The sequence below is a fragment of the Schaalia naturae genome (assembly GCF_042665795.1).
Classification (GTDB): domain Bacteria; phylum Actinomycetota; class Actinomycetes; order Actinomycetales; family Actinomycetaceae; genus Pauljensenia; species Pauljensenia naturae.
Genome location: NZ_JBHTEF010000001.1, coordinates 918,010 through 941,892, shown reverse-complemented (window position 1 = coordinate 941,892; position 23,883 = coordinate 918,010). Strand labels below are relative to the sequence as shown.

The window sequence follows — 23,883 nt, the reverse complement described above, 5'->3', positions numbered from 1 at the left end:
TCCGTCTCGGTCAGTGATTTGTGCCGGTCAGGATGGGTTGGAGCTGGTCACAGGCCTGGCCGGCGGCCCGGCGCAGCCCGGCGACACCAGGCCCTTGGGCCAGGACCGCTCGCGACGACGATGGGAGCACACGGTCCAGCGCTCCCTTGAAAACGGCTCTGACCTGCTCAGATCCAGCGCCCTGAGCGCCGAAGCCGGGGGCGAGGATGGGGCCGTGGAAGTCGGCGAGCGGGACGCCGAAGCGCCGGGCGGCATCTCCCACGGTGGCGCCGACGACGACTCCGCCAGGTGCGATGTGAGAGAAATCACATCCACGGTTCCATTGCTCCACCCCGCCGACGACGCCCGCCGCCACCGTGCTCCCGTCGGGGCCTGCCGCCCCCTGGACCGAGGCCCCCTCCGGATTGGAGGTCAGCGCCAGGACGAACACACCGCGCCCCGACTCCCGCGCCGCGTCGAGGGCCGGCAGGAGCGATCCCAGGCCCAGGTACGGCGAGAGCGTGACGGCATCCCCCGCCAGCGGGGATCCCTCCCCCAGGTAGGCGTCCGCATAGCCGGCCATCGTCGAGCCGATATCCCCGCGTTTGGCGTCGACGACGCACTGCGTCCCGGTGCCACGGCACCCGGCGATGACCTCCTCGAGGACGGCCACGCCCGCGGAGCCGTGGCGTTCGAAGAACGCGGCCTGCGGTTTGAGCGCCGCCACCCGGCCGGCCAGCGCCTCGACCACCGTCAACGAGAACCGGCGCAGGCCCTCGACGTCGTCCTCCAGCCCCCAGGCCCGCAGCAGGGAGGCGTGCGGGTCGACGCCCACGCACAACGGCCCGAACTCGGACATCGCACCGGCGAGCCGGTCCCCGAAGCCGCCCGCCCGGATGGCAGCGCCGCCCTCGTCACCCACGAGCCGCCTCCCCCAAGACGTCCCGGTCCGCATCCCACTCCTGGAGGGAACGCACCCGGTACGGGCCGTGCAGCCGCACGTCGATGGCCTGGACCGCCGCGTTGAAGGCCTGGAGGGTGGTGATGATCGTCCGGTCGTTGGACGTGGCGGCCGTGCGGATCTGGAACCCGTCATGACGGTGGGAGGAACGCTGCGGCGTGTTGACGATGATGTCGACGAACCCCTGGTTGATGAGGTCGACGACCGTCGGCTCCCCGTGGGGGCCCGGACCCTCCGAGGACTTGCGCACCACCTGCGCCTCGATCCCGTTGCGGCGCAGCACCGACGCCGTCCCCGACGTCGCCATGATCTGGAATCCCAGCTCCCGCAGACGCACCACGGGGAAGACGATCGCGCGCTTGTCGGAGTCGGCGATGGACACGAACACGGTCCCCTCCTGGGGCAGATCAGCGAACGCGGCCGTCTGGGACTTCGCGAACGCGGCGGGGAAGGTCCAGTCGATGCCCATGACCTCCCCGGTGGAGCGCATCTCCGGCCCCAGGATCGTGTCGACCACCGAGCCGTCGGCGCGACGGAACCGCTTGAACGGCAGCACGGCCTCCTTCACCGCGATGGGCCCGTCCGCCGGGATCACGGAGGCGTCCGTCTGGGGGAGCACACCCTGGGCGCGCAGGGAGGAGACCGTCTCCCCCACCTGGATGAGCGCCGCCGCCCGGGCCAGCGGCACCCCCGTCGCCTTGGAGGCGAAGGGCACCGTGCGGGAGGCCCGCGGATTCGCCTCGATGACGTAGAGCGTGTCCGACATCAAGGCGAACTGGATGTTGAGGAGGCCCCTGACGCCCACGCCGGAGGCGATCGCGCGTGTCGACTCCGTGATCCGGTGGACCTCCCGCTCCGAGAGCGTCATCGGCGGCAGGACGCACGCCGAGTCCCCGGAGTGGACGCCCGCCTCCTCGATGTGCTCCATCACCGCGCCCATGAACAGGTCCTGTCCGTCGTAGAGGGCGTCGACGTCGATCTCCACGGCGTCGTCCAGGAAATGGTCGACGAGCAGCGGCCCGCGGGCGAAGAGCTGGTCGATGTCGGGACGGTCCAGGTAGTCCGCCAGGCCCGCGGGATCGTTGACGATCTCCATCCCGCGCCCGCCCAGGACGAACGAGGGGCGCACCAGCACGGGGTACCCGGCCTCCTCCGCGACCGCCCCGGCCTGGCCGGGGACGTGGGCGACACCGTGGGCCGGGGCGGGGAGCCCGGCCCGGGCCAGGACCTCGCCGAAGGCCTCCCGGTCCTCCGCCAGCGCGATGGAATGGGGGCTGGTTCCCAGGATCGGCACGCCCGCCTCCTCCAGCCCAGCGGCCAGCGACAGCGGCGTCTGCCCGCCGAGTTGGACGAGGACGCCCGACACCGGGCCCGCCGCGCACTCGGCCTCATAGACCTCGAGGACGTCCTCCAGGGTCAGGGGCTCGAAGTAGAGGCGGTCCGAGATGTCGTAATCGGTGGACACCGTCTCCGGGTTGCAGTTGACCATGACGGTCTCGACCCGCCCATGAAGGGCCATCGAGGCGTGCACGCACGAGTAGTCGAACTCGATGCCCTGCCCGATGCGGTTGGGGCCCGCCCCCAGGATGATGACGGCGGGCCGCTCGCGCGGGGCGATCTCGGTCTCCTGGTCGTAGCTCGAATAGTGGTACGGAGTGCGGGCCTCGAACTCCGCGGCGCAGGTGTCGACCGTCTTGTAGACGGGATGGACGCCGAAGGCTCGGCGCACCTCGCGCACCGTCGCCTCGGAGAGATGGCGCATCCGGGCGATCTGCCGGTCGGAGAATCCGTGGCGTTTGGCCTCCACCAGCGCCTCCCGGGTGAGCGCCGGCGCGCAGCGGAGCCGGGTCGCGACCTCGTCCAGGAGGAACAGTTGGTCGAGGAACCAGGGATCGATGGCGGTGGCGGCGTGGATCTCCTCCAGCGTCGCGCCCCCGCGGATCGCCTGCTGGACCTGGACCAGGCGTCCCTCGGTCGGCGTGGCCGAGGCGGCGACCAGCGCCCGGGTCCGCGCCGCGTCCGGCGGCTCCCCGTCCCAGTGGAACTGGACGCCTTCCTTGTCGATGGACCGCAAGGCCTTCTGGAGCGCCTCGGTGAAGCAGCGGCCGATCGCCATGGCCTCCCCGACGGCCTTCATCGAGGTCGTCAGCCGCGGGTCCGCCTCGGGGAACTTCTCGAAGGTGAATCGCGGGACCTTCACCACGACGTAGTCGAGGGTCGGCTCGAAGGACGCCGGCGTGGACCCCGTGATGTCGTTGGGGATCTCGTCGAGCGTGTACCCAGTGGCCAGGCGCGCCGCGATCTTCGCGATGGGGAACCCGGTCGCCTTCGAGGCCAGGGCCGAGGACCGCGACACGCGCGGATTCATCTCGATGACGATGACGCGACCGGTGCCCGGATGGACGGCGAACTGGATGTTGCATCCGCCGGTGTCCACGCCGACGGCGCGGATGACGGCGATCCCGATGTCGCGCAGCCGCTGGAGTTCGCGGTCGGTGAGGGTGAGCGCCGGGGCGACCGTGATCGAGTCGCCCGTGTGGACGCCGACCGGGTCGAGGTTCTCGATCGAGCAGACGACCACCACATTGTCCGCGCGGTCCCTCATGAGCTCGAGCTCGTACTCCTTCCAGCCGATGATCGACTCCTCGAGGAGCACTTCGGTGGTGATCGAGGCCGCGAGCCCCTGGCCGGCGATGCGGTCCAGGTCCTCACGCGTGTAGGCGATGCCCGACCCGAGCCCGCCCATGGTGAACGAGGGCCGCACCACCAGCGGGTAGCCGAGGTCCGCCGCCGCCTCGTGGCATTCCTCCAATGAGCGGGCGATGTGCGAGCGGGCGACCTCGGCCCCGCAGGCCTCGACGATCTCCTTGAACTCCTCGCGGTCCTCTCCCGCCCGGATCGCGTCGACCGAGGCGCCGATCAGCTCGACGTCGAAACGGTCGAGGACGCCCGCCTCGGACAGGGCGATCGCGGTGTTGAGCGCCGTCTGGCCGCCAAGGGTCGGCAGCAGCGCGTCGGGGCGTTCCTTCTCGATGATCGAGGTGACGACCTCGGGGGTGATCGGCTCGACGTAGGTGGCGTCGGCGACCTCCGGGTCGGTCATGATCGTCGCGGGGTTCGAGTTCACGAGGACGACGCGCAGGCCCTCCTCCCGGAGGACCCGGCACGCCTGGGTGCCCGAGTAGTCGAACTCGCAGGCCTGGCCGATGACGATGGGGCCGGAGCCGATGACCAGGACGGACTTCAGGTCGGCGCGCCGGGGCATCAGCGGTTCTCCTTCATCATCTCGACGAAGCGGTCGAACAGGTGTTCGCCGTCGTGCGGGCCGGCTGCGGCCTCAGGGTGGTATTGGACGGAGAAGGCCGGGATGTCGAGGGCGCGCAGCCCCTCGACCACGCCGTCGTTGAGGTCGACGTGGGAGACCTCGACGCGCCCGTAACGCCCCTCCTCGAAGGGCGCCTCGACGGGGCGCCCGACCGGCGCGTCGACGGCGAAACCGTGGTTGTGCGCCGTGATCTCGACGCGGCCCGTGCGCAGATCGCGCACCGGCTGGTTGACGCCGCGGTGGCCGAACTCCAGCTTGTAGGTGCCGAACCCCAGAGCCCGACCGAACAGCTGGTGGCCGAAGCAGATCCCGAAGAAGGGGATCCCGCTGTCGAGCACCGCCCGGAGCAGGTCGATCTCCTCCTCCGCCGTGGCCGGGTCCCCGGGCCCGTTGGAGAAGAACACGCCGTCGGGTCCCAGGGCCCGGATCTCGGCGAAGGTCGCGTCGGCGGGCACGACGTGGACCTCGGCGCCGCGGGCGGCCAGCTGCTCGGGCGTGCGGGCCTTGATCCCGAGGTCCACGGCCACCACGCGCACGGGGTCCGTGACGTCCTCCGCGGGTGCCACCACGTAGGCGCGGTCCGTGCTCACCTCGGCCGCCAGCGCGGCGCCTGCCATACCGGGCTGTGCGGCGACGACGGCCACCAGCGTGTCTCGGACCTGGGAGGTCAGGTGCTCGGCGCCGGCGGGCAGGGCGTCGCCGGAGAAGATGCCGGCGCGCATCGCGCCGTGTGAGCGGATGTGCCGGGTGACCGCCCGGGTGTCGACGCCGGAGATGCCGACGACGCCCTGGTCGCGCAGGTCGTCCTCGAGCTCGCGCCGGGCCCGCCAGTTCGAGGCGCGCCGCGCGGGATCGCGGACGACGAACCCCGACACCCAGATGCGCGCGGACTCCGGGTCCTCGTCATTGACCCCTGTGTTGCCGATGTGGGGCGCGGTCATCACGACGATCTGTCGGTGGTAGGACGGATCCGTCAGCGTCTCCTGGTAGCCCGTCATCCCCGTCGAGAACACGATCTCGCCGAGCGTGCGCCCCGCCGCCCCCCACTGCCTGCCGCGGAAGACCGATCCGTCCTCGAGGACCAGCAGCGCCAGTCCCCGTCCCTCCTGTGGAATCTGGCCCTCGCTCACCGGCGCTCCTCCCGTGGCACGGGGGCGCCCTCGACGACGGTGCGCTCCCCGCGATGGATCGTGTGCCAGACCCTACCCGGCAGCTCCATCCCCTCGTACGGGGTGTTCGACGACCGGGACCAGCGGGGCGCCTCGCCCGCCGGCGTGCGAGCGGCCGGATCGACCAGCGCGACGTCGGCGGGCGCCCCCGCGGTGAGTCCGCGCCCCAGGCCCTCGACCCTTCCGATGCGCGCCGGAGTGGTGGACATCACCCGCGCGACGTCCGCCCAGGCCAGGAGCCCGGGCTCCACCATCGTGCGGATGACGACCGAGAGGGCGGTCTCGAGCCCGATCATCCCGAACGCCCCGGCCTGCCACTCGCAGTCCTTGTCCTCCAGAGGGTGGGGCGCGTGGTCCGTCGCCACGGCGTCGATCGTCCCGTCGGCGAGCCCCGCCCGCACCGCCTCGACGTCCTCGGCGGTGCGCAACGGCGGGTTGACCTTGTAGATCGGGTCGTAGGTCGAGGCCAGGTCCTCGGTGAGCAGGAGATGGTGGGGAGTGACCTCGGCGGTGACGTCGACCCCCTGCGCCTTGCCCCAGCGGATGAGGTCCACGGAGCCGGCGGTCGAGACGTGGCAGATGTGCAGACGCGAGCCGACGTGCTTGGCCAGCAGGATGTCGCGCGCGATGACAGCCTCCTCGGCGACCGCCGGCCAGCCCGCGAGGCCGAGCTCGCCGGAGAGCGCCGACTCGTTCATCTGCGCGCCGTCGGTGAGCAGAGGGTCCTGGGCGTGTTGGGCGACGACGCCGTCGAAGGCCTTGACGTACTCGAGGGCGCGGCGCATGACGACGGGATCGGACACGCACCGCCCGTCGTCGGAGAAGACGCGGACCCGGGCGCGCGAGCGAGCCATCGCCCCCATCGCCGACAGGTGGCGCCCCTCGAGGCCCTCGGTGACGGCGCCCACCGGGCGGACGTCGACCCAGCCGGCCTCCCGGCCCAGCTCCCAGACCTGGTCGACGACCGAGGCCGTGTCGACCACGGGCGTGGTGTTCGCCATGGCGTGGACGCAGGTGTAGCCGCCGGCCGCGGCGGCCCGCGTGCCGGTGAACACCGTCTCCGCGTCCTCGCGTCCCGGCTCGCGCAGATGGGTGTGCAGATCGACGAGCCCCGGCAGGGCGACGAGGCCGTCGGCGTCGAGGACCTCCGCCCCCGCGCGGGCCTCCTCGGCGGCGTCCGCTCCGACGGCGACCAGGCGGCCGCCGCGCACGAGGAGGTCGCCTCGCCCGGGCCGTCCCGCAGCGGAGAGGTCGGCGGCGCGGATGAGCAGATCGGGGGCGTCAGTCACGGGAGGCTCCTTCGGGGGCGAGCAGCAGGTAAAGGGCGGCCATGCGCACCGACACGCCGTTGGCCACCTGTTCGACGACGACGGAGCGGGGCGAGTCGGCCGCCTCCGCGCAGATCTCGAGCCCGCGGTTCATCGGGCCGGGGTGCATGACGATGGTGTGGCCGGGCAGCCGTGAGAACCGCTGGACGTCGAGGCCGTAGCTCGCGTGGTACTCGCCGGGCGAGGGAAAGAACCCTCCCCCTGCGGCGCTCATGCGCTCGCGCTGGACGCGCAGCATCATGACGGCGTCCGGCTCCTGCGCGGCGAGCGCATGGTCGAGGTCGTAGTCCACTTCGCACGGCCACTTCCCGACCCCCACCGGAAGGAGCGTGGGCGGGGCGACCAGCGTCACCTGGGCGCCGAGGAGCGTGAGCAGGTCGACGTCGGAGCGTGCGACCCTGCTGTGGAGGATATCGCCGACGATGACCACCCGCGCGCCCGCCAGGTCGGTGCCGGGGGCGATGGGGCCGTCCTCTGCCGCGAGGTGACGGCGCAGGGTCATCGCGTCGAGCAGGGCCTGCGTGGGGTGCTGGTGGGTGCCGTCTCCGGCGTTGAGGACCGGAAGGCGGATCCATCCCGCGTGGGCGAGGCGGTGGGCGGCGCCTGAGGACTGGTGGCGGATCACGACGGCATCCGCCCCCATCGCCTGGAGGGTGAGGGCCGTGTCCTTGAGGGACTCGCCCTTGGACACGCTGGAGCCCTTCGCCGTGAAGTTGATGACGTCGGCGGACAGGCGTTTCGCCGCCGCCTCGAAGGACAGGCGCGTGCGGGTGGAGTCCTCGAAGAACAGGTTGATGACGGTCCGCCCGTGCAGGGTGGGCAGCTTCTTGACGCGGCGCGACTGGGTGGCGGCCATCGCCTCCGCCGTGTCGAGGAGCAGGAGCGCCTCGCGCCGGTCGAGGTCGCGGATCGAGATGAGGTGGTCGAGCGACATGTCAGGCCCTCCCGCCCGCGCGCCGGCCGATGAGGACCGCGTCGCGCCCATCGTCCTCCGTCAGCAGGATCCGTACCGTCTCCTCATGCGAGGTGGGGAGGTTCTTGCCGACATAGTCCGGGCGGATCGGCAGCTCGCGGTGTCCGCGGTCGACCAGGACGGCCAGCTGGACGGCGGCGGGCCGACCCAACGTGGACAGCGCGTCGAGCGCCGCCTTGATCGTGCGTCCCGTGTAGAGGACGTCGTCGACCACGACGACGGTGCGCCCCTCGATGCCCCGGTCGGGAATGCGGGTGGGATGCGGGGATCGCAGCGGTTGGGAGGCCAGGTCGTCGCGGAACATCGTGGTGTCGATCGTCGCGAGATCGCAGCGGGGGCCCCCGACCTGTTCGATCCGGGAGACGATCCGTTCGGCGAGCGTGGCGCCGCGGGTCGGGATCCCGGCGATCACCAGGTCGCCGCCGCCATGGTTGCGCTCGAGGATCTCGAAGGCGATGCGGGTGAGGGAGCGGGCGATGTCATCGGCGCCCAGGACCTCGCGGCCGTGCGGGTCGGGGCCTGAGCCCGGCGGGTCGCTCGTGGGGGTCGTGGCCGGGTTCGGGTATGACGGGTCCATGCGGACCTCCTTCTCCGCCTCACGGGACGGGCTTCAAGGGGGTGTGTTCCGCGCGCCAGGCTACACCCTGCCGGGGCTCGGCCGCGGGGTTCAGTCGCGTGCCGGCCGGCGGTCCAGCGAGGCACCCTCGATGTCGAGGTCGGGCAGGATGCGGTCCAGCCATCTCGGCAGCCACCAGGCGGCGTCGCCCATGAGGTGCATGGCGCCGGGGATGATGAGCATGCGCACCAGGAAGGCGTCCAGCAGGACGCCCAGCGACAGGGAGAAGCCGATCGACTTCACCATCAGCGAGTCGTTGAGGATGAAGCCCGCGAACACGGAGATCATGATGACCGCCGAGCAGGTGACCACGGCCCGTCCCATCCGTCTGCCCCGGCGCACCGACACCCGTGCAGGAGATCCCTGCACGTAGGCCTCGCGCATACCCGAGACCAGGAACAGCTGGTAGTCCATCGCCAACCCGAACAGGACGCCCGTCTGGATGATCGGGAGGAAGCTCAGCACGGGAGCCGGATCGTGCACGCCGAACAGGGACGACCCCCAACCCAGCTGGAACACGGCCGTCACGCCGCCGAACGCGGCCAGGATCGACAGCACGAATCCGAGGGTGGCGGTGAGCGGCACCAGGATCGACCGGAACACGACGATCAGGATGAGGAAGGACAGGCCGACGACGACCGCGAGGTAGATGGGCAGGACGTCGGAGAGCTTCTCGGAGATGTCGATGTTGCCGGAGGCCGATCCGGCGACGCCGAGCGTCACGGCGTCGCCGGCGCTGTCGGTGGCGTCCAATGCCCGCAGGTTGTGGACCAGGGCCTCGGTCGACTCGGCGGAAGGGCCCTCCGTCGGAACGACCTGGAAGGCCAGCGTCGTCGCGTCCTGCGACAAGCCGATCGGGACCACGGACTGGACGTCGGCCAGGGCAGACAGCTGTCCGCCGATCGCGGCCTCCTCATGCACCGCGGCCTCCTGGTCGAGCGCGCCCGGCAACGTGGCCGTCACCAGGAGCGGACTGTTCATGCCGGGTCCGAACTCCTCGGCGATCGCCGTGAAGGCCCGATGGGCGCTGGAGTCCACCGGCTCGGAGGACCCGTCGGGCAGGCCCAGGCGCATCTGGAGGGCCGGCAGGGCCATCGCCACCAGCACGGCGATCCCGACCACGACGGAGACGATCGCCTGCCACCAAGGCATCGGCGTCGTCGGCAGCGTGCTCGGGTGGGTCCCCGCCCCCGCGGCAGCGGTCCCCTCCCCTGCGGCCGACGCCAGGCACGCCCGCTCCGCGCGCCGCAGGATCCGCGGTCCCACCAGCGACAGGGCGGCCGGCGTCACCGTCAGCGCGACCAGGACGGCCATGGCGATCGAGACGGCGCCGACGGTGCCCAGCAGTCCCAGGAACGGGATCCCGGTGAGGTTGAGCGCCAACAGCGCGATGAACACGGTGATCCCGGCGAAGAGCACGGCGTTGCCGGAGGTCCCGTTCGCCCGCGCGATCGATTCGCGCAGGTCCATCCCGTGGCGCAACTGGACGCGGTGCCGGTTGATGATGAACAGCGAGTAGTCGATGCCGACGGCCAGGCCCAGCATGACCCCGAGGATCGGGGTGATCGAGAGCATCTCGATGGTCCCCGACAGGGCGAGCATCCCGATGACGGACACGGCGACGCCCAGCAGGGCGTTGAGCAGCGGCAATCCGACGCCTACCAGGGTGCCGAGCATGACGAACAGGGCGATCGCGGCGACGACCAGGCCCAGCATCTCCCCGCCTCCCAGGCTGGGGATGCCCTGGGCGACGTCGTAGCTCGGCAGCACCGTGACGCCCTGGATCGGCGTGGAGGTCAGGTGATCGACGACCGGGTCGATGATCTCTGCGGGCAGCGCCGTGTCGGTGCTCGCGAACTGGATCTGGGCCAGTGCGGTCGAACCGTCCTCGGACACCGTCCGCATGCCGTTCAGCTGGTCGAGCAGTTGCTGCCCGTCCTCCAGTTGGGAGCCCTGGGCGCTCAGCTGATCCAGGCTCGCGTCGAGGGCCTTCTGCTGCTGGTCCAGTTGCGCGGCCCCCTGCTCCAGCTGGGAGCGCTGGGCGTCCAGCTGGGCCTGCTGGTCGGCGACCATGGCCGTCGCGCTCGCCTGGTCCAGGCCCTGGCTCATCGCCTGCTGGACGCCGGCGTCGATCTGCGCCTGGGCGGCGTCGAGTTGGGCCGTCCCCGCGTCGAGTTGCGTGCGGGCGGCGTCCAACTGGGTCTGCCCGTCCTGGAGCTGCGTGCGCGCCGCGTCGATCTGGGTCTGGCCGTCCGCGACCTGGGCCGCCTGCTGATCCAGCTGGGCCTGCGCGTCGAACGGGTTGACGACGTTCTTCACGCCCTCCAGCGCCGCGGTGCCGGCGAGCAGGTCACCGATCTGCTGCTTCTGCTCGTCGGTGAACGCAGAGCCGTCGTCGGTGCGGATCACCGCGGTGCCGGACTTCCCGGCGGCGTCGGGGAACTCGGCGGCCAGGGAGTCGGCGACCTCCTGGGTCGCGGTCCCCGGGATGGACACGGCGGTCGTCAGCTCCCCGTGGCCCACGGCGAATCCGCCGATCGCGGCGGCGAGGACGACCAGCCAGGTGAGCAGCACCGTCCAGGGGCGGCGGGCCGAGAACCGGCCCAATCGGGCGAGAAGCTTCGCCATCACATCTTCCTTGCAGCTGGGGGGACACAGAAGTGGCAGATATCGACGAGGGCGGACCCGCGTGGCCGGGTCAGGCGTACCCGGTGCGGATCTGGTCGATGACGGCGCTGAGAAGCGCATCCCACTGCTCCCGCGCCCCGGGGCCCGCCGGGTCCTGGCTGACCAGGTCCTGTCCCGACAAGGACTGAGCCCACAGGATCGCGGCGGAGGCCAGCCCCTGAACCAGGGAGCCGACCAGCACGCGGATCTCCAGGGGGTCCACCTGGTCGAAGCGTTGGGCCAGCGCGCCGGTGAGGTCCGCCTCGACTCGGAAGAAGATGACGGCCAGCCTGTCGGGACGCGCCTTGGCGTCGTCGAAACCGCCGACCGCCCGCCAGATGTACAGCAGCGGTGTGAGGACATCCGTGCCGGTCAGGACCACGGCCAGCGCCTCGAAGGCGGCGCGCCGGTCGGTTCCCCGGGTCGCTGAGACGACCGCCTCCCGGACCTGGTCGACCGTCCCGGACAGCTCTTCCAGACAGGACTGGACCAGCACGTCCTCCAGTGAGGCGAAATGGTTGAAGACTGTCCGCCGCGCCACGTCGGCGCGCTCCGCCAGCTGGTCGACGTTGAAACCGTCGCCTCCCTGCTCCATGACCAGGTCATGGGCAGCAGCCAGGATCGTCTCGCGGTGGCGGGCCTTGAGCGCAGCGCGACGGTCGATATCCATAACGCCCAGCATATGGCACGGTGTGCAACGATGCACGCCGTGCATCTCTTTCGAGAGAACGCCTCCCAGTCAGGCGTCCCGCATCCGCACGACGGGGATCTCCGCACCGGTCAGGCTGCGTTGCCTCCCGTGCCCCCACACCGACATCCCGAGGCGCTCGTACAGGGCGATGTTCCCCGTCTCCTCGGCGCGGACACTGCAGGCCAGTCCGCGCAGCGTCCGGGCGTGCGCGTCCTCGCGCAGTGCGTGGACCAGCGCCCCGGCGATCCCCCGCCCGCGGTGCCCGGGAGCGACGCCCAGGCGCGAGAAGTACAGCCGGCCGTCCTCCGTCGGGCGGTGCTTGACCACGGCGACGACCCGCCCGCCGAGTCGGGCGACGCCGATCCGTGTCCCCTCCGCCCGCTCGCCGTCCAGGGACTCCACGGTCTCAAGCATCGCCCCGGACGGCTTCCCGGCATCGCCGAACTGCAAGAACGCGGCATGCAGAACCTCGACGACCTCGGCCAGCGTGCCCGAGGGCACGTCCAGGTCGAGCTCGATGTCGGCCATGGCCAGTGGTCGCTCAGTACTCGTCAAGCAGCTCATCCAGACTCGTCAGGTCCATCTCGCCCAGCTCCTCGAGAGTCGGGTGTCTGTCCCCCGGCTCCAGAGCGTCCGACGAGGGCGCCCCCGTGGCGGGCTCGGGCGTCCGGTCCTCGGCGTCCGCCGCTGGTTCGGACGCGACCGACTCGCCCGCAGGGCCGTCCTCGTCAGCGTCCTCCGACGGCGCGGACTCCCTCTCGGCGGCAGGGCGCCGTGACCAGGCGGGTGCGCCGATCTCGCGGCGCACGGCGTCGAGGACAGCGTTGACGAACCCCGGCGACGTGTCGGTCGAGATCGACTTCACGATCATGACGGCCTGGTCGATCACCGTCACATCGGCGACATCGGAGGCCTCGTCGAGCATCTCCCACACCGCGACGCGCATGACCGCCAGGTCCACCGGCGGGATCCGGTCGAGTCCGGGGACCTCGGCATGCGCCTCGATGAGTCCGTCGATGCGCCGAAGGTTCGCGGCGACGCCCTCGATCAGCGTGATCGAGTACTCGGGCAGGGGCGTCTGCGCGGCGGTGAGCACGCGCCGCTCGCGCAGCAAGTCCTCCAGCACCCGCGGGTTGCGTCCCATCCCGCGCTGGTCAGCCTCGAAGACGACATCGGCCGCCCGTTTGCGCGCCTTCGTCCGCGAGGTGAATCCTCGGTGCTCCGCCACGATCAGTCCGCGGCCCGTCCGGAGTAGGAGCCGTCGCGGGTGTCGACCTTGACGCGGGTGCCCTCCTCGAGGAACAGCGGCACCTGGATCTCGTAGCCGGTCTCCAGCGTCGCGGGCTTGGTCCCCGCGGAGGAGCGGTCGCCCTGCAGGCCGGGCTCCGTGTGGGCGATGGTGAGGACCACCGTCGCCGGAAGCTCGACGAAAAGCACCGTGCCGTCGTTCTGGGAGACGATGACGTCCTGGTTCTCGACCAGGAAGTTCCGCGTGTCCCCGACGACCTCCGACGGCACGCTGAGCTGCTCGAAGGTCGTCTGGTCCATGAAGACGTAGTCGCTGCCGTCGTTGTACAGGTACGTCATGTCGCGGCGGTCCACCGTCGCCGTCTCGATCTTCACGCCGGCGTTGAAGGTGCGGTCCACCGTCTTGCCCGAGAGGATGTTCTTGATCTTCGTGCGCACAAAGGCCGGGCCCTTGCCGGGCTTCACGTGCTGGAACTCGACGACCTGCCAGAGCTGTCCGTCGATGACCATGACCAGGCCGTTCTTGAGATCGTTCGTGGTTGCCACGGGGCGCGCCTTCTTCTCGGGGATTTCGGACCGCCCGCCAGTCTACAACGCGGCGAGAACCCGGTCGCGGACCTCCTCCGGCGCGACGCCGCCCGTGTCCACCGACACATCGGCGAACTCCCGATAGACCTCCCGCAGTTCGCGCGCCATCCGGGCGAGCATCGCGCGCGGCGCGCCCAGCGCCACCGAACGGGGGGCGTTGAGCCCCTCGCGCCGGGCGATCTCGCCCGTGTCCGCCACGAGCTCCACGACACGGGCCCCGACGGCGCGCGCCGCCCGCAGGGCGCGACCGGCCTCCGGATCCACCGGCAGCGAGGCGCCCAGCGTCACGACAGCGCCGCTGCCGCGCCCCCCCGGGGCGAGCGCCTCCAGGGCCGCCCGGCGCGAGAGGCCCGGCAGGCGCGGGTCCTGGGAGACCACCAGCTGGGCGACCGACAGCTGCGTGTGCTCGACCAGCAGCTCGTCCGTCTCCACGAGGGAGACTCCCAGACGGTCGGCGAGCAGCCTGCCCACGGTGGTCTTCCCGGCCCCGGACACGCCGATGAGGACGACGGCCGGTCCCCGGGTCGTCGGGTCAGCGGACATCGATGCCGGTCCTCTCTGCCGGGGCGCGGAGGAGCTCCGGCGCCACCGCGCGCACGACGGGATGCTGGAGGCCGTCGAGCAGGACGAAACGCAGATGCCCGCCTCGGACCTTCTTGTCGGAGAGCATGGCTTCGGTCAGGTCCTTCAGACGCGCGCCCCGCGGGTAGGCGGTGGGCAGGCCCACCGAGGCGAATGCCCGGCGGTGGAGGCCGACCTCATCGGCTCCCAGAAGACCGAGCTCCCGGGCCAGCTCGGCGGCGAAGACGCAGCCGACGGCGACCGCGTCCCCGTGCCGCCATGTGAAGCCCTCGCACTTCTCGATGGCGTGGGCCAGGGTGTGCCCGTAGTTGAGGACCTCCCGCAGCCCCGACTCGGCGAGATCCTCGCCCACGATCCGGGCCTTGACCGCGACCGAGCGCTCGACCAGCTCCGCCAGGCGCGGCGAGGCCGGGTCCTGAGCGGCCTGCGGGTCGTCCTCGACGAGGGAGAGGATCCGCGGATCCGCGATGAGCCCGCACTTGATCACCTCGCCGAGCCCGGCCCGCAGGTCGGCAGCGGGCAGGGTGGACAGCAGGTCGAGGTCCTCGACGACGCGCACGGGCGTGTGGAAGGACCCGACCAGGTTCTTGCCGGCCGCCGTGTTGATCCCGGTCTTTCCCCCACCGCGGCGTCGACCATCGCCAGGAGCGTCGTGGGCACCTGGATGACGTCCACGCCGCGCAGCCACGTGGCGGCGATGAAGCCGGCGACGTCCGTCGTCGCCCCCCCGCCGAGGCCGATGACGGCATCGGCGCGGCCCAGGCGCGCCGCGCCGGCGGCCTCCCACCCGGCCCGGGCGACCTCCAGGGTCTTGCCGGCCTCCGCGTCGGGATGGACCAGCGTGTGCACCTCCAGGCCCCGGGCTCGGGCGGCCCCGGCGATGGCGTCGGCCGCGGCTCCCACGGACGCCGGGTGGACGAGGAGGAGCCGGGTCGCCTGCGGCCCGACGCCCTCCACGACGGGGCCGGCGCCCACTCCGCGCCCGATGACCACCGGATAGGGCCGGCTGCCCCCGACCTCGACGACCCTCGTCGCCTCGGGCCGCGCGGGGGCCTCCATCAACGAGAGGACCTGGCCGATGACGCGCGCGGCGGGACGCGCGTCCGATCGCACGCGGGCGGTCGCCACCTCCCGGTACCACGCCTCGCGCTCCTGGCGCAGCCTGCGCAGGGCCGCGTCGGGGTCCGGCCGGAGGAGGGGGCGGTGGGTGCGACCCGAGACGCGGCGCAGGAGTTCCCCGTGGGGCGCGTCCAGCCAGACGACGGAGTGCCCGCGGAGCATCTCCCGCACGGCTCGGGTCGTGATCGCCCCGCCGCCCAGGGAGATGACGGCCCTCTCTCCGAGGGCGAGCCGGACGGCCCGGGCCTCGCGCTCGCGGAACGAGGCCTCGCCCTCGTCGGCGAAGATCTGCCCGATCGGGACGCCGGCCTCGGCCTCGACGAGATCGTCCGTGTCGACATGGGGCACACCGAGCCGCCGGGCCAGCGTCCGGCCGACCTTCGACTTCCCGGAGCCGGGAAGCCCCACCAGGACGACGGGAAGGGCCAGGGCCCCCTGCGGGTCGGGGGCCGCCGCGCTCATGCCCGCTCCCGCACGCGGTCGAGGTAAGCGGAAAGGTTGCGGCGCGCCTCGGCGACGGAATTGCCGCCCGCGTGGTCGCCGAGCGCGTCCGCGAGGACGAGCGCCGCCTCCGCCTGGGCGATGACGGCGCCCGGGACGACCTGGCAGGTGTCGGAACGCTGGTGGAGTGCCGTCGCGTCCCCGCCGGTCGCCAGGTCGACGGTGCGCAGGGCGCGGGGCACGGTCGAGATCGGTTTGAAGGCCGCGCGCACGACGATCGGCTCTCCGTCGGATGTGCCGCCCTCGATGCCGCCCGCGTGGTTCGACGTGCGGGTGAGGCGCCCGTCGGGTCCGCGGACGATCTCGTCGTGGGCGCGGCTGCCGGGAAGGGCTGCCTGGGCGAAGCCGTCGCCGACCTCGACGCCCTTGACCGACTGGATCGACATGAGGGCGCCGGCCAGCCGGGCGTCCAGACGGCGGTCGGCCTGCACATGGGTGCCGAGGCCGACGGGCACGCCCCAGGCGATGACCTCGGCGACGCCCCCGATCGTGTCACCGGCCCGCCGGGCGGCGTCGATCGCCTCCACGAAACGGCGTTCAGCCAGCGGATCCAGCGTGCGCACCGGTGAGGCGTCCAGCGCGGCGGCATCCTCCGGACGGGGAGCGTGGCCCCCGCCGGCCCGCTCGGCGCCGACGGAGACCACGTGGCTCACCAGGCGGATCCCGGCGACCTGCTGGAGATAGGCCTCCGCCACCGCCCCCAGTGCGACACGCGCGGCCGTCTCGCGGGCACTCGCCCGCTCGAGGACAGGACGGGCCTCCGCCAGGTCGTAGGACAGCATGCCCGCGAGGTCCGCATGCCCCGGGCGGGGGCGCGTGAGCGCCCGGTTGCGCGCCACCTCGCGTTCGTCCCCGGTGCCGGCGTCGACCAGGAGGGCCTCCGGGGGCACGGGGTCGGCAGACATCACGACGTCCCACTTCGGCCACTCGGCGTTCGCGATCTCCACGGCGATCGGCGCACCGGTGGTCGCTCCGTGGCGCACCCCGCCCAGAAGGCGGACCTCGTCACGCTCGAAGGACTGCCGGGCGCCCCGCCCGTATCCCAGCCTGCGCCGCGCGAGGGCGTCCCGCACCGTCTCCGTGGTGATCCGCACGCCCGAGGGCACTCCATCCAGCGTGGCCACCAGCGCCGGACCGTGCGACTCCCCTGCGGTCAGCCATCTCATGGCCCCAGTCTCCCACAGGGCGAGGCGGCGGCGGCGTCGCGTTCACCGCCGCCGGAGACCGGCGGAATCCGCTCAGGCGGGGACGGGAAGCGTCCAGAGGGTCCACGCGGCGAGCGCCCCGCCGATCAGCCACGGGCCCATCGCCAGGCGCGTGCGCAGATCCGCCCGGCCGCGGACGACGGCGGCCAGCGCCCGGGCGCCCGCCGCCACGAAGGCGACGACCAGTCCCCCGAACGCCGCGTCCCAACCGGCAAGGCCCAGGAAGGCGCCCAGGACGGGCGCGAGCTTGAGATCGCCCCCGCCGATTCCCGCGCGGGCCAGACGCCCCAGGACCAGGGGGGCCGCCCAGATCGCCGCCCCCACGCCAGCGGACAGGAGAACGGCGCCCGGTCCGCCGGTCCCCGCGGAGGAGGCCGACGCGCATGCCAGACCGGCCAGGACGCCTCCGGCCATCACGAGGGTGAGCACGTCGGGCAGGCGATGGGTCCTCGCATCGACCAGGATCGACATGGTCCCCGTCATCGCGACGACCGTCGCCGCCGGCGCTCCGGGTTCACGATGGCTGACCGCCATCGCCACGGCCCCGGCCAGCAGGACCAGCCACGTCAGCGTCGGACGGGGGAACGGCCGGGAACCCCCGTCGCCCAGGTAGCGGGCCGTCACCTCCGCGCCACGCCACCACGTCCACGCCCCGACTGCGGCCCAGCAGGCCAGGGCGACCCAGACCGCGACCGCGTCCGCGGTCCCCGCGCCGGCCGCACCTCCCCCGCCGAGGAGCATCCTCAGGTCCCGCGCCGCGCCAGTTCGTCCCGCATCGCCCGGCGCATCGCCGTGACGTCGGGGTGGCGTCCGGTCTCCAGGACAACCTGCTGTGCCGCCTGGTGGAGCAGCATCTCCGTCCCCCAGGCGACGCCCGCGCCCGCGCCTTGGAACGCCCGGACCAGGCCGGTCTCCCGGGGGGCGTAGACGACGTCGAGCAGCGTCTGGTCCGGGCGCGGGGCGGCCGCGCCGACCAGTGATCCGGCCAGGTCGTCCGCGGCGCCTGCCGGCACCGTGGAGATCAGGATGTCCGCCGCGGCGATCGCAGCCCGCGTCCGGTCCCCGTGCGACCACAGGACGGGCTCGACCGCGATCCCCAGCCTCGCCGCGGCCACGGATGCGGACCCCGGGCCGGAGAACCGCCGTGCGACGATCGTCACGTCGTCGACGCGCATCTGGGCGAGGGCCGCCAGCGCCGACGACGCCGTGGCCCCCGCCCCCAGGACCACCGCGGACCGCGGCGGAGGCATGGCCGCGCGCGCCTCGGTCACGGCGGTGACGATTCCGTGGACATCCGTGTTGAAACCCGTCAGCAGGCCCCCCGACGGCACCACCGTGTTGACGGCGCCCACGGCCTCGGCCAGGGGCTCCACGGCGTCGAGCAGCGGGATCACCGCCTGCTTGCACGGCATCGTCACCGACAGACCCAGGCAGTCCCCGTCGAGCCCCGCGACGAGCGCCGGAAGGGTCTGCGGCGTCTGCTCGATGCGGTCGAACCGCCAGGGACCGCACTCGTGAGAGCCTCCCAGGCCCAGCGACGCCCACGCCGCCCGGTGCAGCGCCGGCGAGAGCGAGTGGGCGACCGGCGATCCGATGACGGCGGCCCACCGGCTCACGAGGTGCACTTCCCCGGGTGGGACGCGCAGTACTCGTTGAAACGCGTCTTGTTCTGCTCCTGCTCGTCCAGTGTCGTCGCGAAGAGGGTCTCCCCCGTGTCGAGGTCCACCGTGACGAAGTACAGCCAGGATCCGTCGGCCGGGTGGAGCGTGGCCTCCAGGGACTTCTCCGACGGCTGGCTGATCGGGGTGGGCGGAAGCCCCGCATGGAGGTACGTGTTGTACGGGTTGTCGTCCTGGTAGTCCGCGTCGGTGGGCACCCCGCCCGTCTTCCCGACGCCGTAGAGGACCGTGGAGTCCATCTGGAGCAGGCCCTTCGTCTCCCCGCCGGAGTCGTCCAGCCGGTTGTCGATGACGCGGGCGACCTGGGGCAGGTACTCGTCGATGTTCATCTCGCGCTCGAGGATCGACGCCTTGGTGAGGATCGTCTGACGGTCTCCCTCGGCGACGCCCAGCCGGTCTAGCTCGTCCACCCTGGCGGACACCATCTGGGAGAAGAGGCTTTGCGGGGTGTCCGAGGAGGAGACCTCGTAGGTCCCCGGCTCGAGCCATCCCTCGACGTCGCCGCCGGCCTCCTCCGGCAGGCCGATCGCCTGGGCGTCCTTCATGGCGGCGTCGATGTCGTCGGCGGAGAAGTCCGTGACGCTCGCCATCTTCTCCGCGACCTGCGCAGCGGTCTGCCCCTCGATGACGGTGACGGTGTTGTCGGAGCGGTTCGCGTCGTCCAGCAGCGCCGCCACGGCCTCCGAGGCGCTCATCTGCTGCTTGAGCGTGTAGGTCCCGGGCTTGATCGAGGTCGCCGCCCTGTTCGCGTCGAAGGCCCGCGTGAAGGCGGCCAGGGACTTCACGACATCCTGGTCGACGAGCTTCTGCCCGATGTCCGTGCCGACGTCTCCCGACTCGACGGTGACCTGCACGGAGCCCGATCCGGGACCCGGATAGTCATCGGACTGCGGTGACGACCCGCCGCCGCGGACCTTCCCCCACGCGAACCACAGGCCGCCGCCGAGGAGGGCGAGGACGACGACGAGGATGATGCCGGTGCGGATCCGCTGATTGCGCCGCCGGCGGCGCACGCGGGCGCGCTCATGCTCGAGCCGGCGCGATCGGAGCCCGGAGGTCGTCTCGCCGGGCTCCGCGGGCGGGACGGGACCGGAGGTCCCAGGGAACAGGGGGATCGCGGGCGTCTCCGCCTCCTCGGGCAGCCGGTCCTCGTCCGCGAAGACCTTCGGGTCGTGGGCGTGCAATTGCCTGCGCGAGGGGAAGGGCCACTCGGGGGCGTCGCGGTCTGTCATCAGGTGCCCTTCCGGTCCCTGGGCTCGACGGTCTGGCCGGGGATCCCCGTCCCCATGCGTTCGTCGTCGAGCGCCTGCTCGAGGATGATCTGCGCCGCCACCTGGTCCACCATGGCCCGGTGCTCACGTTCCGGGACGCCGGACTCGCGCAGGCGGCGGTGCGCCTGGTTGGAGCTTAGCCGCTCGTCGACCAGGCACACCCGCACATCGGGGAGGGCCCGGGCGATCCGGCGGGCGAAACGCCGTGCGGCGCCCGCCGAGACCCCCTCGCCGCCGCCGAGATGGCGCGGCAGCCCGACGACGACCTCGACGACGTCGAACTGCCGGGCGATCTCCGCCAGGCGCCTCAGGTCAGATCCGTCGTCGGAGCGGTGGATCGTCTCCACCGGGATCGTGAGGATCGCTTCGGGATCCGTGCGCGCCACGCCGACGCGCACGGATCCGACATCGACTCCCAGCCGGGCCCCGGGCCTCAGCGACCCCGTGCTCACAGCGCCTCGATCTCGCGGGTCACCGCCCCCAGGGCGTCGTCGACGGCGGACGCATCCGTCCCGCCGCCCTGGGCGACATCGGCGCGCCCCCCTCCGCCGCCGCCCAGCCGCCTGGCGGCCGTGCGCACGAGCGCCCCGGCGTTGGCGCCGGCGCCTCGCGCCGCCTCATCGGTCGCCGCGACGACGCAGGGCCGTCCGGACGCCACGCCCACCAGGACGACGACGACTCCCCGCGCACCGCCCTGCGTTCCGAGGCGGTCGCGGACATCCAAGGTCAGGGCGCGCAGCGCGTCGGCCGACGCCACGGGGCCCGCCGAGGCCGCGACGACCGACAGGTCCCCGACCCGTCCGGCCGAGGCCGCCAGCTCTCCGGCGCGGGCGAGCGCCTGCTCGCGGCTCAGGCGCTCCAGGGAGCGCTCCGCGTCGCGCAGCCGCGTCATCAGAGACTCCACGCGCCCCGGCAGATCCTCCGCGCGCCCGCCCACGAGAGCGGACAGCTGGGAGACCAGCGCGTGCTCCTTGGCCTGGAACCCGAAGGCCGCGTCCCCGACCAGCGCGTCGATGCGGCGCACGCCGGAGCCGATCGAGGATTCGCCCAGCACGGCGACTCGGCCGATGCGCCCCGTGCTCGGGACATGCGTGCCCGCGCAGAACTCCTTCGACCAGTCCCCGCCGATGGAGACGACGCGGACCTCCTTGCCGTACTTCTCGCCGAAGAGCGCCATCGCGCCCGTCTTGCGGGCCTCCTCGATCGGCATGACGGTGTCCGTGACCGCCAGGTCCTCGGAGAGCTTCTCGTTGACGAGCTCCTCGATGTCGTCGACCTGGTCGGGGGACAACGCCGAGCCGTGCCGGAAGTCGAAGCGGAGCCGGGAGGGGGCGTTCTCGGACCCGGCCTGCGTGGCCGACTCGGAGACCACCTCGTGGAGTGCCCTGTGGACCATGTGGGTGGAGGTGTGCGCCCGCGCGATCGCGAGGCGACGCACAGGGTCGATCCGGGCCACCGCCTCCTCGCCCAGAGCCAGCGTGCCCTCCACCAGGGTCCCGCGATGGACGGAGAGGCCCTTGATGGGGGCCTGGACGTCGCCGACCCGGACCAGCGCCCCGTCGGCGGTGCGGATCGTCCCGTGGTCGGCCAGCTGGCCGCCCATCTCCGCGTAGAACGGCGTCTGGTTGAGGATGACCTCGACCTCGGCCGGGGCGCTGACGGCCGGCTGGGCGACGCCGTCGACCAGGATCCCCTCGATGCGGGCGTCGGAGGCGTCCTCGGTGTAGCCGAGGAAGCGGGAGCCGCCGCCGAGCCGCGTCGCGAAGTCGTGGAAGATGCGGACGTCGGCGTGACCGGTCTTCTTCGCGCGGGCATCCGCCCGGGCGCGCTCCCTCTGCTCGCCCATGAGGGCGCGGAAACGGGTCTCGTCGACGGACACGCCCTGCTCGGCAGCCATCTCCAGGGTGAGGTCGATGGGGAACCCGTAGGTGTCGTGGAGGGTGAAGGCGTCCTCGCCGGTGATGACGGCCGGCCCGTCGGACTCCTTCGCGTGGGTCACCGCCGTGTCCAGGATGGTCGTCCCCGCGCTCAGCGTGCGCCGGAACGCCTCTTCCTCGCCGTAGGCGACGTCGGAGATGGTGTCCCAGCCCGTCACCAGCTCCGGGTAGGAGGGGGACATCGCGTCGCGCGAGACCGGCAGGAGCACGGGCAGCGCCGGGTCCTCGACGCCCAGCAGGCGCATCGAGCGGATGGCGCGCCTCACGAGCCGGCGCAGCACGTAGCCGCGTCCGTCATTGCCTGGGCGCACGCCGTCGCCGATGAGCATCAGCGCGGAGCGCACGTGGTCGGCGACGACCCGCATGCGTACGTCGTCCTCCGCATCGGCGTGGTAGCGGCGCCCCGACATCTCCTGGACCGCCTCGATGACCGGGAAGACCTCGTCGATCTCGTACATGTTCGCCTTGTCCTGCAGGACGAAGGCGAGCCGCTCGAGTCCGGCTCCGGTGTCGATGCACTTCTTGTCCAGCTCGCCGAGCAGCGGGTAGTCCTTGCCCTCTCCCTCGCCGCGCATGTACTGGTCGAAGACGAGGTTCCACAGTTCCAGGTAGCGGTCCCCGCCCGGGTCGACCGTGCCTCCCTCGGCCTCGGGTCCGAAGGCAGGGCCGCGGTCGTAGTGCCATTCGCAGCACGGGCCCGCAGGCCCCGGCTGGCCCGTGTCCCAGAAGTTCTCCTCACGCGGGAGGCGCACGATGTGACGCGGGTCCATCCCGATCGCGCGGGTCAACATGTCGTAGGACTCGTCGTCGCGCTCCCACAGGGTGACCCACAGCCGGTCTCCGTCCAGGCCGTAGCGTCCCTGGTCGAGCGGCCCTGTCAGGAGATCCCAGGCGAACTCGATCGCGCCCTCCTTGAAGTAGTCGCCGAAGGAGAAGTTGCCGTTCATCTGGAAGAAGGTGCCATGGCGCGTCGTGCGGCCCACGTTGTCGATGTCGTTGGTGCGGATGCACTTCTGGACCGAGGCCGCGCGCGGCCACGGCGCGGGCTCCTCTCCGGTGATGTAGGGGATGAAGGGCACCATCCCCGCGATCGTGAACAGGATCGACGGGTCGTTGGAGATCAGCGGGACGGACGGCCGGATCTCGTGGCCCTTCGACGCGAAGTAGTCGAGCCAGCGTGTGCGGATCTCAGAGGTGCGCATGTGTCCTCGTCAGGGTGGGTCTTCGTCAGGGGTGCGGTTCATGACGCGCGGACCCCGAGAGCAGGGGCTCCCGGGGTCCGCGTCGTCGCGCGATCAGCGCGAGTAGTGCTCGACGACCATCTGGACGTCGCAGGTCACGGGGACCTCCGCGCGCTTCGGGCGGCGCACGAGTGTCGCCTTGAGGTGCTCGAGGTTGACGTCGAGGTAATCGGGGACGGCCGGCAGGACGTCGCGGTGGATGCCCTGGGCGGCGATCTCGAAGGGCACCGTCGTCTGCGACTTCGGCTTGACCTGGAGCGTCTGCCCTGGGCTCACGCGAGCCGAGGGGCGATCCACGATCCTGCCGTCGACCATGATGTGGCGGTGCACGACGAACTGGCGGGCCTGCTGGATCGTGCGGGCGAAGCCCGAGCGCAGCACGAGGGCGTCCAGGCGCATCTCGAGCAGCTCGACCAGGTTCTCGCCGGTCAGCCCCTCCTTGCGGCGCGCCTCCTCGAAGGTCCGGCGCAGCTGCGCCTCGCGGATGCCGTACTGGGCACGCAGACGCTGCTTCTCCTTGAGGCGGACCGCGTAGTCGGAGTCCTGGCGGCGGCGTGAGCGCCCGTGCTCGCCGGGCCCGTAGGGGCGCTTCTCGAAGTAGCGGACTGCCTTGGGGGTGAGCGCGATGCCGAGTGCGCGCGATTGGCGCACCTGCTTGCGCGAACGGTTCTGTGCCATATGCGATGGCCCTTTCCTGTCTCTGCTGTCATGCCGACGGCGGGTCGCCGCCGACACGGGGTCCACTCCCGGATGCGAGATCCTTCGGCCAAGACCCCAGGTGGGTCGGCCCGCGCGCCCAGATC

20 protein-coding genes and 1 pseudogene are annotated in these 23,883 nt (G+C 72.1%); all 21 read right to left on the bottom strand.

Annotated features, from left to right (window positions below):
* Positions 1–10: 10 nt before the first annotated feature.
* The 21 genes and pseudogenes from pyrF to rpsD all read right to left on the bottom strand — a co-directional run bounded on the left by pyrF (position 11) and on the right by rpsD (position 23,758).
* Positions 11–901, bottom strand: coding sequence for an orotidine-5'-phosphate decarboxylase (gene pyrF, locus ACFQWG_RS04110; RefSeq protein WP_380972380.1), 891 nt, complete (start codon positions 899–901; stop codon positions 11–13).
* The gene (carB, locus tag ACFQWG_RS04105; protein WP_380972377.1) at positions 894–4,205 is read right to left on the bottom strand and encodes a carbamoyl-phosphate synthase large subunit; all 3,312 of its coding nucleotides are present in this window, start codon (positions 4,203–4,205) and stop codon (positions 894–896) included. Before carB ends, pyrF begins: the two co-directional genes overlap by 8 nt.
* Entirely contained in the window at positions 4,205–5,395 is a 1,191-nt protein-coding gene (carA, locus tag ACFQWG_RS04100) for a glutamine-hydrolyzing carbamoyl-phosphate synthase small subunit (RefSeq protein WP_380972374.1), read from the bottom strand. The genes carB and carA overlap by 1 nt, the downstream gene beginning before the upstream one ends.
* A complete protein-coding gene (locus ACFQWG_RS04095; protein ID WP_380972372.1) occupies positions 5,392–6,723 on the bottom strand; it encodes a dihydroorotase in 1,332 nt (443 codons plus the stop codon). Before ACFQWG_RS04095 ends, carA begins: the two co-directional genes overlap by 4 nt.
* Positions 6,716–7,696, bottom strand: coding sequence for an aspartate carbamoyltransferase catalytic subunit (locus ACFQWG_RS04090; protein WP_380972370.1), 981 nt, complete (start codon positions 7,694–7,696; stop codon positions 6,716–6,718). Before ACFQWG_RS04090 ends, ACFQWG_RS04095 begins: the two co-directional genes overlap by 8 nt.
* 1 nt (position 7,697) lies before the next feature.
* Positions 7,698–8,312, bottom strand: coding sequence for a bifunctional pyr operon transcriptional regulator/uracil phosphoribosyltransferase PyrR (gene pyrR / locus ACFQWG_RS04085; protein WP_380972368.1), 615 nt, complete (start codon positions 8,310–8,312; stop codon positions 7,698–7,700).
* 90 nt (positions 8,313–8,402) lie between these two features.
* A complete protein-coding gene (locus ACFQWG_RS04080) occupies positions 8,403–10,979 on the bottom strand; it encodes an MMPL family transporter (protein ID WP_380972366.1) in 2,577 nt (858 codons plus the stop codon).
* A 70-nt stretch (positions 10,980–11,049) separates the two neighbouring features.
* Positions 11,050–11,688 (bottom strand): TetR/AcrR family transcriptional regulator, encoded by a 639-nt coding sequence (locus tag ACFQWG_RS04075; RefSeq protein ID WP_380972364.1) that lies wholly within the window; start codon positions 11,686–11,688, stop codon positions 11,050–11,052.
* A gap of 69 nt (positions 11,689–11,757) precedes the next feature.
* On the bottom strand, positions 11,758–12,237 hold the full coding sequence (locus ACFQWG_RS04070; protein ID WP_380972362.1) for a GNAT family N-acetyltransferase: 480 nt from the start codon (positions 12,235–12,237) through the stop codon (positions 11,758–11,760).
* Positions 12,238–12,250: 13 nt separating this feature from the next.
* Entirely contained in the window at positions 12,251–12,937 is a 687-nt protein-coding gene (gene nusB / locus ACFQWG_RS04065) for a transcription antitermination factor NusB (protein ID WP_380972360.1), read from the bottom strand.
* 2 nt (positions 12,938–12,939) lie between these two features.
* A complete protein-coding gene (gene efp, locus ACFQWG_RS04060; protein ID WP_380972358.1) occupies positions 12,940–13,503 on the bottom strand; it encodes an elongation factor P in 564 nt (187 codons plus the stop codon).
* 42 nt (positions 13,504–13,545) lie between these two features.
* Positions 13,546–14,088, bottom strand: a complete 543-nt coding sequence (locus ACFQWG_RS04055; protein WP_380972355.1) for a shikimate kinase — start codon at positions 14,086–14,088, stop codon at positions 13,546–13,548.
* Positions 14,078–14,686 (bottom strand): 3-dehydroquinate synthase family protein, encoded by a 609-nt coding sequence (locus ACFQWG_RS14285; RefSeq protein WP_449329135.1) that lies wholly within the window; start codon positions 14,684–14,686, stop codon positions 14,078–14,080. Before ACFQWG_RS14285 ends, ACFQWG_RS04055 begins: the two co-directional genes overlap by 11 nt.
* A 3-nt stretch (positions 14,687–14,689) precedes the next feature.
* A pseudogene (locus ACFQWG_RS14280) lies at positions 14,690–15,708 on the bottom strand (shikimate kinase); the annotation flags it as partial.
* Complete coding sequence (aroC, locus tag ACFQWG_RS04045) at positions 15,705–16,913, bottom strand: chorismate synthase (RefSeq protein ID WP_380972353.1); 1,209 nt, start codon at positions 16,911–16,913, stop codon at positions 15,705–15,707. The pseudogene ACFQWG_RS14280 and the gene aroC, both read right to left, overlap by 4 nt.
* Before the next feature lie 72 nt (positions 16,914–16,985).
* Positions 16,986–17,693, bottom strand: a complete 708-nt coding sequence (locus ACFQWG_RS04040) for a prepilin peptidase (RefSeq protein WP_380972351.1) — start codon at positions 17,691–17,693, stop codon at positions 16,986–16,988.
* 2 nt (positions 17,694–17,695) lie between these two features.
* Complete coding sequence (locus ACFQWG_RS04035; RefSeq protein ID WP_380972348.1) at positions 17,696–18,568, bottom strand: shikimate dehydrogenase; 873 nt, start codon at positions 18,566–18,568, stop codon at positions 17,696–17,698.
* Complete coding sequence (gene mltG, locus ACFQWG_RS04030) at positions 18,565–19,863, bottom strand: endolytic transglycosylase MltG (protein WP_380972346.1); 1,299 nt, start codon at positions 19,861–19,863, stop codon at positions 18,565–18,567. The genes ACFQWG_RS04035 and mltG overlap by 4 nt, the downstream gene beginning before the upstream one ends.
* Positions 19,863–20,354 (bottom strand): Holliday junction resolvase RuvX, encoded by a 492-nt coding sequence (ruvX, locus tag ACFQWG_RS04025; RefSeq protein WP_380972343.1) that lies wholly within the window; start codon positions 20,352–20,354, stop codon positions 19,863–19,865. Before ruvX ends, mltG begins: the two co-directional genes overlap by 1 nt.
* The gene (alaS, locus tag ACFQWG_RS04020) at positions 20,351–23,041 is read right to left on the bottom strand and encodes an alanine--tRNA ligase (protein ID WP_380972341.1); all 2,691 of its coding nucleotides are present in this window, start codon (positions 23,039–23,041) and stop codon (positions 20,351–20,353) included. The genes ruvX and alaS overlap by 4 nt, the downstream gene beginning before the upstream one ends.
* A 93-nt stretch (positions 23,042–23,134) precedes the next feature.
* Complete coding sequence (gene rpsD / locus ACFQWG_RS04015) at positions 23,135–23,758, bottom strand: 30S ribosomal protein S4 (protein ID WP_291496695.1); 624 nt, start codon at positions 23,756–23,758, stop codon at positions 23,135–23,137.
* Between the last annotated feature and the right edge of the window lie 125 nt (positions 23,759–23,883).

Bases quoted from the DNA above. Each gene is read 5' to 3' on its own strand.
- mltG (WP_380972346.1), bottom strand. From the start codon at position 19,863: ATGACAGACCGCGACGCCCCCGAGTGGCCCTTCCCCTCGCGCAGGCAA.
- carB (WP_380972377.1), bottom strand. From the start codon at position 4,205: ATGCCCCGGCGCGCCGACCTGAAGTCCGTCCTGGTCATCGGCTCCGGC.
- rpsD (WP_291496695.1), bottom strand. From the start codon at position 23,758: ATGGCACAGAACCGTTCGCGCAAGCAGGTGCGCCAATCGCGCGCACTC.
- ACFQWG_RS04040 (WP_380972351.1), bottom strand. From the start codon at position 17,693: ATGCTCCTCGGCGGGGGAGGTGCGGCCGGCGCGGGGACCGCGGACGCG.
- ACFQWG_RS04055 (WP_380972355.1), bottom strand. From the start codon at position 14,088: ATGTCCGCTGACCCGACGACCCGGGGACCGGCCGTCGTCCTCATCGGC.
- ACFQWG_RS04090 (WP_380972370.1), bottom strand. From the start codon at position 7,696: ATGTCGCTCGACCACCTCATCTCGATCCGCGACCTCGACCGGCGCGAG.
- pyrR (WP_380972368.1), bottom strand. From the start codon at position 8,312: ATGGACCCGTCATACCCGAACCCGGCCACGACCCCCACGAGCGACCCG.
- ACFQWG_RS04080 (WP_380972366.1), bottom strand. From the start codon at position 10,979: ATGGCGAAGCTTCTCGCCCGATTGGGCCGGTTCTCGGCCCGCCGCCCC.
- ACFQWG_RS04075 (WP_380972364.1), bottom strand. From the start codon at position 11,688: ATGGATATCGACCGTCGCGCTGCGCTCAAGGCCCGCCACCGCGAGACG.
- aroC (WP_380972353.1), bottom strand. From the start codon at position 16,913: ATGAGATGGCTGACCGCAGGGGAGTCGCACGGTCCGGCGCTGGTGGCC.
- alaS (WP_380972341.1), bottom strand. From the start codon at position 23,041: ATGCGCACCTCTGAGATCCGCACACGCTGGCTCGACTACTTCGCGTCG.
- ACFQWG_RS04070 (WP_380972362.1), bottom strand. From the start codon at position 12,237: ATGGCCGACATCGAGCTCGACCTGGACGTGCCCTCGGGCACGCTGGCC.